We start from the raw sequence: 7,071 nt of genomic DNA, 5'->3' as shown, positions 1-7,071 counted from the left end.
GAAAATTCGAGAAGCGCGGCGCGCCGACCGGTCAGGCAGTCTGGCGCGCGGCCTTGGATACGATGGGTATTCCGCTTCTAACCCCGGACGACGAAGTGGCGCATATCCCGCTTGAAGGGCCGGTGGTGGTTGTGGCCAACCATCCGCATGGTCTGGTGGACGGGATGATCCTTGCCGATCTGATCGGGCGGCGGCGCAGCGATTACAAGATCCTCACACGCGCGCTTTTGACCGGGATCGACGAGGTGGCGGCCTCTTACATGATCTCTGTCCCTTTCCCGCATGAACCCGATGCACAGCGCAAATCGGTCGAAATGCGCGCCAAGGCGATGGCGCATCTCAAAGAGGGTGGGGTCATCAGCGTCTTTCCCTCGGGCGTCGTGGCCTCGAGCGATACGATGTTCGGGCCGGTGATCGAGCGGGAATGGAATGTCTTTACCGCGCAGATGATCCGCCGGTCGGGCGCGCGCGTGGTGCCGATCTATTTCCCCGGTGCCAATTCACGCTGGTATCAGATGGCCAACTGCATTTCGGCCACGTTGCGGCAGGGGCTCTTGCTGCATGAGGTGGTCAACAGTTGCAACCGCCCGCAAAAGCCGGTGGTGGGCGCGCCGATCAGCGACGAACGCATGGCGATGCTCGAGAGTGATCCGCGCGGTTTCATGGAATGGCTGCGCGCGCATACGCTCTCTCTGGGCGACTGACGTTTCAGCGCGTGGGCACGGGTACGTCGCCGCGATAATCATAGAACCCACGCCCGGTCTTGCGGCCAAGCCATCCTGCCTCGACATATTTCGTCAAGAGCGGGCAGGGGCGATATTTGGTATCCGCCAGCCCGTCGTGCAACACGTTCATGATCGCCAGACAGGTATCCAGCCCGATGAAATCCGCAAGCTCCAGCGGCCCCATCGGATGATTGGCCCCGAGTTTCAGGGATTCGTCGATGGATTTGACGTTTCCGACCCCTTCATAGAGCGTGTAGACCGCCTCGTTGATCATCGGCATCAGGATGCGGTTGACGATGAAGGCCGGGAAATCCTCGGCTGAGGCGGCGGTCTTGCCGAGTTTCTCGACCACGGCGAGACAGGCGTTATAGGTATCCTTGTCGGTGGCGATGCCGCGGATCAATTCGACCAGTTGCATCACCGGCACTGGGTTCATGAAATGGAACCCCATGAATTTCTCGGGCCGGTCCGTGCGGCTGGCCAGTCGCGTGATCGAGATCGACGAGGTGTTCGAGGTCAGGATCGTATGTGGTGCCAGATGCGGCAGCAGTTCATCAAAGATTGCCTGCTTCACCGCCTCACGTTCGGTCGCGGCCTCGATCACGAGATCGGTCTTGCCCAGATCGGTGAGGGTCTGGGTGGTGACGATCCGGGCAAGGGCCGCTTCCATCACGTCTTGCGCGATCTTGCCCCGGCTGACCTGACGCTCCATGTTCTTGCGGATCGCGGCCATGGCACGGTCGAGCGCATCGGCGCTGATGTCGTTGAGCAGCACGTCATAGCCCGCGATGGCCATGACATGAGCAATGCCATTGCCCATCTGGCCCGCGCCAACCACACCGATTCTCGTGATGTCCATCCGCCCGATCCCTGTCCGATTGCTGCAGCAGCATAGGCTGTGGCGGGCGCAGGCCGCAAGGGCATGAGACAGGTAAAATAATCCGCGAATTGGTCGTTTAGCGATTTAGCAAGAGGAATCGTCCACCCTTTCCATGGGTGACTAGATCAAGGTGGGTGACATGGGATTTGAACGCTTGGGGCATAGGCCCCTCGACTATCGGCCTGTTCGTTATGATGGGTCAAAACTGGTGTTTCGCGGGCCGCAGCGTCGGCTGACGGGCGAGTTCGTGGCTTGTCTTGGCGGCACGGAGACCTATGGCACCTTCATCGACCGGCCCTATCCCGATCTGATGGAGCGGTCCCTGGCGCTGCCTTGTGTCAATTTCGGCTGGCCCAATGCCGGTGTCGATGCCTTTCTCAAGGATGACGGGCTGATCGACATGGTGTCGGGCGCGCGGGCGGTGGTGTTGCAGGTGCCGGGGGCGATGAACCTCTGCAATCCGTTCTACCGGGTGCATCCGCGCCGCAATGACCGCTTTCTCGAGGCGACACCGCGGTTGCGGCGGCTCTATCCCGAGGTTGATTTTACCGAGTTTCACTTTACCCGCCACATGATGCGGCGTTTGGCCGATGTCTCGCCGGATCGGTTTGCGGTGCTGCGCGAAGGTCTGCAAGAGGTCTGGGTGGGGCGCATGCAGGCGCTCTTGGAGCGGATCGCGGCACCTGTCGTGCTGATGTGGTTTTCGCGGCATTTGCCGGGGCTCGGGCATGAGGCGGCGGGCATTGCGGATGACCCGGCCTTTGTCAGCCGCGCCATGCTGCGCGCGGTGGGCGCGCGTGCGGCGCATGTGGTTGAGGTGGTGATCAGCCCCGAGGCCTGTGCGCAGGGCACACGCGGCATGCGGTTTGACCCGATGCAAGAGGCGGTCGCCGCCGATCTGCCCGGTCTGCTCGCCCATTCCGAGGCGGCGCGCGCGCTGTCGCCGGTGTTGGAAAGCCTTCTGTCCAAATAAAAAACCCGCGCCGGTGATGGCGCGGGTTTGGCTTTGCCTTGCCGTGGCTCAGAGCTTTTCAGTCAGCTCCGGCAGGGCGGTGAAGAGGTCGGCCACGAGGCCATAATCGGCCACCTGGAAAATCGGTGCTTCTTCGTCTTTGTTGATGGCGACGATGATCTTGCTGTCTTTCATGCCCGCAAGATGCTGGATCGCACCCGAGATGCCCACCGCGACATAGAGGTTGGGGGCCACGACCTTGCCGGTCTGGCCGACCTGCCAGTCGTTCGGCGCATAGCCCGAGTCGACCGCGGCGCGGCTTGCGCCCACAGCGGCGCCCAGCTTGTCCGCGAGTTTCTCGATCAGCGCGAAATCGTCCTTGGAGCCGACACCGCGTCCACCCGAGACAACGACGCCTGCCGAGGTCAGTTCGGGGCGGTCGCTTGCTGCCACCTTGTCCTCGATCCATTCCGACAGGCCGGGATTGGCCACTGCCGAAATGGTCTCGACCGGCGCTGCCGCCTGTTCGCCCGCGGCGTCAAAGGTCGAGGTGCGGAACGAGATGACCTTTTTGCCGTCACGCGATTTCACGGTCTGGATGGCGTTGCCGGCATAGATCGGGCGCTCGAACGTATCGGCATCGACCACGCCCGAAGCGTCGGAAATGACCATCACATCGAGGAGGGCCGCGACGCGCGGCAGCACGTTCTTGGCATCCGTCGTGGCGGGGGCGACGATGTGGCTATAGTCGCCTGCAAGGCTGACGATCAGCGCGGCTGTTGGCTCGGCCAAGCGGTGCCCGAGCGAGGCATCCTCGGCCACCAGCACCTTTTTGACACCGGCGATCTTGGCCGCCGAAGCCCCTGCGGCAGCAGCCGAAGCGCCACAGCAAAGGACGGTCACATCGCCCAGTTTGGTCGCTGCCGTCACCGCCTTGGCGGTGGCGTCGAGCGCCAGTTCCCCATCGGTGACTTCTGCGAGAAGAAGAACAGACATCATACGGCTCCTACTTCCTTGAGTTTCGCAACCAGCTCGTCGACCGAGCCGAGGATCACACCGGCCGCGCGGCTTGCGGGCTCGGATGTGCCGGTAACTTCCAGCCGGGGGGTGACATCGACGCCGTAATCGGCGGCGGTTTTCTCATCCAGCGGCTTTTTCTTGGCCGTCATGATATTGGGCAGCGACGCATAGCGCGGCTCGTTGAGGCGCAGGTCCACGGTGACGATGGTGGGCGTCTTGACCTTGATGGTCTGCAAGCCGCCGTCAACCTCGCGGGTAACAAGTGCTGTGTCGCCGTCGAGATCGAGTTTCGAGGCAAAGGTTGCCTGAGACCAGCCCAGAAGTGCCGAGAGCATCTGACCCGTCGCGTTCATGTCATTGTCGATCGCCTGCTTGCCGCAGAGCACGAGGCCCGGCTGCTCTTCTTCGACGATCTTGGCGAGGATCTTGGCCACGCTCAGCGGCTCGATATCCTGATGCACGTCATCGGCGGCAATCACGAGAATGGCCCGGTCCGCGCCCATGGCCAGCGCAGTGCGCAAGGTCTCCTGCGCCTGTTTCACGCCAATGGAGACCGCGATGACCTCGCTCGCCTTGCCCGCTTCCTTGAGGCGAATCGCCTCTTCGACGGCAATCTCGTCAAACGGGTTCATCGACATCTTCACATTCGCAAGATCGACCCCGCTCCCGTCCGCCTTGACACGAACCTTCACGTTATAGTCGATCACACGTTTGACAGGTACGAGCACCTTCATTGGCATGGTCTCCCTTAATGGTGGTGGGGGGCGTAGCACCCCCCGGATAAGCTCTCCAGCGCGTTGATACCGGCTCTGCCGCGCGGGAAACAGGGCAAAATCGTCACGTTAGCGTCTGGCGACGTCGCGTTTCAGGTTTTCAACGCAAGAATGTTGCCAGAGTATTTCAGCGGTTCGCACCCGGAACCCACAAAACATCCGCCTTGCCGCTGTCATTGGCCATGCGGGACGCCACGAAAAACCAGTCGCTCAGGCGGTTGAGATACTTGAGCGCCGCTTCGTTGACATTCTCGAGCGCCGACAACTCCACCGTCAGCCGTTCGGCCCGCCGCGACACGGTGCGACACAGATGCAGATGCGCGGCCAAGGGCGACCCGCCGGGCAGAATAAAGCTGCGCAGCGGCTCCAGATGCTTGTTCATGGCGTCAATCTCGGCCTCAAGCCGGTCCACCTGACTGGGGGCCATGCGCAGGGGCGGGTATTCGGCGTCCTTGTCCCGCTCCATATCCGGGCGGCAGAGGTCGGCGCCGAGATCGAAGAGGTCATTCTGAATACGCGCCAGCGCATCGTCAGTCTCGTCCTTGGCATAGAGGCGCGCGAGGCCCACGGTCGCGTTGACCTCATCCACCGTGCCATAGGCGGTCACACGGGCGGAATGTTTGGCCACACGGGTGCCGTTGCCAAGAGCAGTTTCTCCGGCATCGCCGGTGCGCGTGTAAATCCTGTTGAGAACGACCATGGATTATCCTCCTTGCCTGCGGAAATAGACGAAAATCAGAATGAGGATGATCGCCACGAATTGCGCGATCAACCGCCATTGCATGTATTTGTTCGAGCGTTTTGCATTCTCCACCCCTTCCTTGCCAAAGGTAGAGATGCCCCGGATCAGGATCAACGCGACCGCGATACAGCCCACGGCCACGAGGATGAAAAGCGGGTCTTGCAGCATGCGGCGTCCTTTCGGGATTGAACTTGGGGCACATCTAGGCGGCGCGAGGGGAAAAGCGAAAGGGAAAATGTGACGCGGGCGGGCGCCCGTCACGCTTTCGAGATCACCCAGTCAAGCACGCGCGTGGGCAAAAGGCGGCGCAACGTGCCCATGAGATAGGTGGGCGTGGTCACGTAATACCGCGCCTGCGGGCGGGGCGCTTCGAGGGCGTGGATCAGTTTCTTCGTGACCGCCTCGGGGGGCAGTTCGAAATTGTCCTTGGCATAGGGGCCATAAAGACGCGGGCGCAGCTTGTCGCGGTATTCGGCCATGCGATGCGCGTTTTCCCAATCGATCCAGCGTTCAAAGGGCGCGCGCGCATTCTCGCGGATTTTGGTGGTGACGGGGCCGGGTTCGATCAGGCTGACATGGATGCCGGTGCCGCGCATTTCAATTCGTAGCGTATCGTTCAGCCCCTCAAGGGCGAATTTCGTGCTGACATAGGCCCCGCGCCAACCGAGGGTCACAAGCCCCAGAACGGACGAGCATTGCACGATGCGGCCGTGACCCTGCGCGCGCATGGCCGGGATCACCTGTCGCGTGAGGTCATGCCAGCCAAAGACATTGCTCTCGAATATCTCGCGCAGCGCGCCGCGCGGCAGGTCCTCGACCAGCCCCGGACAGGCATAGGCGCCGTTGTTGAAGAGCGCATCGAGCCGCCCGCCGGTGGCGGCCAGCACCTCGGCCACGGCCTGCTGAATACTGGCCTCGTCGGTGTAATCAATGCGCGGGCTCTCGAACCCTTCGGCGCGCAGGCGCTCGCAATCGGCCTCTTTTCGGCAGGCGGCAAACACGCGCCAGCCGCGCGCGCGCAGGCCGTGTGCGGCGTTATAGCCGATGCCCGAGGAACAGCCGGTGATCAGGATGGAGCGCTCTGTCATGACCGACCTTGTGGCGTGCGCGGCAAGGCGATGCAAGCCCTAGTCAGAGGCCAGTGTCAGCATGGTTTCCGCCATCCAGCCGATGCGCCCGGTTTCCGGCACCCGCAGCTTGATCCAGCCTTCGCCGGGGTCGCTAAGCACGATCACTTCGGTGCCGCGCTTGAGGCTGGCAATGCGGCCATAGCCGGTGCCGGGCCCGGTGCGCAGATTGACCGAATTCCCGGACACCCGTCGCAAATCGGGGGCAGGGGCCAGTGTTTCGGTCAGAGCGACGGCGCCCTCTGCCACCTCTGGTGTATCAGGCAGGGCGGCGGGCGTGGTCAGCCGCACGGTGGGCAGGCTGATGGTGACAGGCGCAGCTGTGGTGCCGCCCTCTGCCGAGGCGAGGGTGAGCATCACACTCTCGCCCATGTTGAGCCCCAGATCATGCAGCGATGTGATGGTGCGCGTGACCTCTGCCTCTTGTCGGGGCGTGCCATCCTGCGCCAGTTCGATCACATTGACGCGCAAGGGCCGCGCCACGGGCCGCTGATTGTCGAGCACGGCGCGCGCCTGAATGGAATTGGCCGAAGGGCGATAATCAGCCCCGCCGCTCAATTCATAAAAAGACCATCCTAGAAAAGCAAAGCTAACAAGAATTAAGCGCCACATTGCGCATCCCCCCAATACCATACGATTTGACTAAGTGCTTGGCAGCGCGATCAGTATACGCGATTCGCCCGCCCCCATGAGGGGGAAATCGGAAAAGAATTGAACCTGTGCTCTCTGGGTGCTTTACGCCGCAGGACACCAAGGCTACACCATATCCATGAGTGATTTGCTGGACGACCCCAACATGCGGCCCGAGGCTGTGTCGGAACCGCTGCGCCGCGCGATTGGCGAGCGCTATCT

9 protein-coding genes are annotated in these 7,071 nt (G+C 62.3%); 2 read left to right on the top strand and 7 right to left on the bottom strand.

The window, feature by feature from the left end:
- On the top strand, positions 1 to 704 hold a 704-nt coding region (locus tag KBT70_RS03230), incomplete at its 5' end, for a lysophospholipid acyltransferase family protein (RefSeq protein ID WP_296628709.1).
- A gap of 4 nt (positions 705 to 708) precedes the next feature.
- On the opposite strand, the gene KBT70_RS03225 is transcribed toward KBT70_RS03230, so the two are convergent.
- A complete protein-coding gene (locus tag KBT70_RS03225) occupies positions 709 to 1,584 on the bottom strand; it encodes a 3-hydroxybutyryl-CoA dehydrogenase (protein ID WP_296628707.1) in 876 nt (291 codons plus the stop codon).
- A 160-nt stretch (positions 1,585 to 1,744) separates the two neighbouring features.
- Between KBT70_RS03225 and KBT70_RS03220 the strand changes: the two genes are divergently transcribed.
- Positions 1,745 to 2,578: a DUF6473 family protein gene (locus KBT70_RS03220; RefSeq protein ID WP_296628706.1), complete on the top strand. Its 834-nt coding sequence runs from the start codon at positions 1,745 to 1,747 to the stop codon at positions 2,576 to 2,578.
- 48 nt (positions 2,579 to 2,626) lie between these two features.
- Here the strand turns inward: KBT70_RS03220 and KBT70_RS03215 are convergent, their stop codons facing one another.
- From KBT70_RS03215 to KBT70_RS03190, 6 genes are all read right to left on the bottom strand, one after another.
- The gene (locus KBT70_RS03215; protein WP_296628712.1) at positions 2,627 to 3,553 is read right to left on the bottom strand and encodes an FAD-binding protein; all 927 of its coding nucleotides are present in this window, start codon (positions 3,551 to 3,553) and stop codon (positions 2,627 to 2,629) included.
- Positions 3,553 to 4,311, bottom strand: coding sequence for an electron transfer flavoprotein subunit beta/FixA family protein (locus KBT70_RS03210; RefSeq protein WP_296628703.1), 759 nt, complete (start codon positions 4,309 to 4,311; stop codon positions 3,553 to 3,555). Before KBT70_RS03210 ends, KBT70_RS03215 begins: the two co-directional genes overlap by 1 nt.
- A 166-nt stretch (positions 4,312 to 4,477) precedes the next feature.
- A complete protein-coding gene (locus KBT70_RS03205; protein ID WP_296628700.1) occupies positions 4,478 to 5,050 on the bottom strand; it encodes a cob(I)yrinic acid a,c-diamide adenosyltransferase in 573 nt (190 codons plus the stop codon).
- Between the two features lie 3 nt (positions 5,051 to 5,053).
- A complete protein-coding gene (locus tag KBT70_RS03200; RefSeq protein ID WP_296628698.1) occupies positions 5,054 to 5,260 on the bottom strand; it encodes a twin transmembrane helix small protein in 207 nt (68 codons plus the stop codon).
- Between the two features lie 89 nt (positions 5,261 to 5,349).
- Positions 5,350 to 6,180 (bottom strand): SDR family oxidoreductase, encoded by an 831-nt coding sequence (locus KBT70_RS03195; RefSeq protein ID WP_296628696.1) that lies wholly within the window; start codon positions 6,178 to 6,180, stop codon positions 5,350 to 5,352.
- 39 nt (positions 6,181 to 6,219) lie between these two features.
- Positions 6,220 to 6,777 (bottom strand): SH3 domain-containing protein, encoded by a 558-nt coding sequence (locus KBT70_RS03190; RefSeq protein WP_296628695.1) that lies wholly within the window; start codon positions 6,775 to 6,777, stop codon positions 6,220 to 6,222.
- Positions 6,778 to 7,071 lie beyond the last annotated feature (294 nt).

This window comes from Roseovarius sp. (assembly GCF_018066915.1).
In the GTDB taxonomy this organism is placed as follows: domain Bacteria; phylum Pseudomonadota; class Alphaproteobacteria; order Rhodobacterales; family Rhodobacteraceae; genus Roseovarius.
Note: the sequence above shows the minus strand (reverse complement) of the source record. Positions and strands in the feature narration are given on the sequence as shown.